The following is a 2,407-nucleotide window of genomic DNA, read 5'->3' on the forward strand; positions in this document are numbered from 1 at the left end:
GGCCGTAGAGCGTGTCGTCCCAGAACTGCCCCTCCTGGTAGCCCCCGTAGCCGACCACCGGCGACTGCACGGCCTCCAGTTCGGCCAGCGAGGCGCCGCGCGGCGGGATGCGGTTGTCCATGAAGACCGTGTCGTTGAGCACGAAGTGGAACGAGGGTCCCGCGTCGAGGCCCAGGATCGCGGCGAGCCGGTGCGAGGTGCCGGGCTCGATGTGGTAGATCTTCGCGTCCGGGTCGAGGGTCAGCACGCCGGTGGCGGCGTTGTAGGCGCCCGACTCGTAGACCAGGTTCGCCTGGTCGTCGAAGGCCCGCACGTTGATCCAGATGCGCCGACCCTCCGGGTACCCGCTGGGCAGCTTGTGGGCCGTCTCGTTGGTGACGCGCACCGTCACGCCCGGCCCGCCGCCGACGGGCGACTCGAAGACCTCGAGCGTGGCCGCCTTCTGCAGCATCGCCGTGACGCGTGCCTTGCCCGCGTTGAGGGCCGTCTGGTCGAACTCGCCCGGGAACCACGTCGGGATGAGGTCGGGCACGAAGTGGTTGCCGCCGGTGAGGTCGTGCACGCCGAGATCGGTGCGGATCGGACCGGTGGCGGCGCCGCGGCCGGTCGCGTCGGCCATGTGGCAGTCCTGGCAGGTGGAGACGATGCCGCCCGGCTTGACGCCGGCGAACTGCGGCGCGTAGACGCCGCCCTCGGCGTAGGCGCTGACCGACCACTCGCTGAACGTGCGTTCCACCGGGAACATGTCGCGCTTGTCCCCGTCGGGATGCGGCGCGTCCAGCTCCTGCACGACGTACTCGCCGGGCGCCGTGCCCGCGACGAAGGCCGGGTTGCTCACGTCGTGGCAGGTGCCGCACAGGTTGGCGGTGCGGTGGAAGGCCGAGTCCAGGAACTGGTGCGAGGCCAGGGCGTCCGCGTAGGGCCCGCGGCGGACGGGATCGGGGTCGGTGACGAATTGCCCGTTGCCGTAGCCGAGCACGGGCGCGGCGAGATTCGCGAGGATGCCCTCGTCGACGGCGGGGCTGACGCCGGGCTGGTAGACGGGGTCGACCTGCCGGTGGCAGAAATCGCACTGCACGCCCTGGCGGTCCGTCGTCGTGACCATGCCGCCGGAGGTGTCGGTCGAACGCCCCCCCTGCCAGCCGCCCGGGGTGTGGCAGCGCAGGCAGAGGTCGCCCGAGGCGGGCGCGTCCTGCTCGGCGATGATCATCGTCGCGGCGAAGACCGGGTCGCGCATGGTGTTGCCCATCATGCTGCCGCGCCAATTGGACCAGGGCTCCACGGCCGCGCTGTAGCCGCCGTGGCAGGTCGAGCAGGTGCCGTCGGGGTTGTCGAGTTCACCCGAGCCGAAGGGCTGGGTGCCGGGCAGGCGGAAGTCGCGCAGCGTGGTGGGCGCGACGCCGCCGACGTGCGGCGCGATCGTGAAGTCGGCGGCGCTGTCGCCGTAGCCGGCGTTGCCGGCCGCGTCGCGGGCGTGGACACGGATCCGCGACGTCGCGCCGGGCAGGTTGGGCACGAACCAGGCGTAGCTGCTCGACGGCGGCAGGTTGCGGGCCACGGTCTCCCAGTGGACGCCGCCGTCCTCGCTCAGCGAGATGTCGATCGCGGCGATGCCGCTCGGGTCGGTCGCGTTCCAGGTCACGTTCGCGGTGGTGTTCGGCGCGACGCTCTCGCCGCCCGACGGCCAGGTCACCGAGACCAGCGGCGGGTCGACGTCCGACCCGCCGGACGGCGTCAGGTGGTCGACCAGGTCGGCCTGGCTCACGTTCAGCGCGGAACCCGCGTTGGCGGCCTTGAGTCCGGGGAAGGTGGGCGTGTTCGCGAAGTTCACCGTGTCGGTGATCTCGATCAGCGCGGAGAAGCCGTCGTTGTCCGCGTCCTGCGTCTCGGCGGCCGCGACCGCCGCGGCGTTGGAGAGGCCGTTGTTGAGGCCGACCTCCACCAAGAGGCCGTAGGGATTGCGCGGCCCGCCGCCGCTGAAATCGAAGTGGCACACGCCGCAGTGGTTGGCGTGGGACGGCAACTCGTCCAGCGCGGTGTTCACCGCGGCGGGGTACCTGGCGAAGAAGGAATTGCGGATCGGGTTGCGGGCCCGGGCCGCGCCCGCGGCCGCGACGAGGAACAGGGCGGTCACGAGCATCCGGAACAGAGTGCGACGCATGTCAGTCTCCTTCAGAGATTGGCTGCGGGACACTCCAGGGCGGCAGAGTTCCCGGGCGAGGTCAGGGCGTCACGATCCACCGGCGGCAATTGTAACGAAAGTATCACGGTACTTCCAGGTAATGATGTGATGACATCAATATCCAGTATCTAAATGCAAGTCCCCGACGCTGATCGCAATGACGGTTGATCCAGTCAGGACCCTGTGACAGATTCCGGCCGAGCGGGCCCATCAAGGCCCAGGTCC

1 protein-coding gene is annotated in these 2,407 nt (G+C 70.3%); it reads right to left on the reverse strand.

Going from position 1 to position 2,407, the window contains the following annotated elements; translation table 11 throughout:
* Window positions 1-2,161, reverse strand: a 2,161-nt coding sequence (locus Q7W29_10275; protein ID MDO9172205.1) for a multiheme c-type cytochrome, incomplete at its 3' end; no start/stop codon positions are given.
* Window positions 2,162-2,407 lie beyond the last annotated feature (246 nt).

The organism is bacterium (assembly GCA_030654305.1).
Lineage (GTDB): Bacteria > Krumholzibacteriota > Krumholzibacteriia > LZORAL124-64-63 > LZORAL124-64-63 > PNOJ01.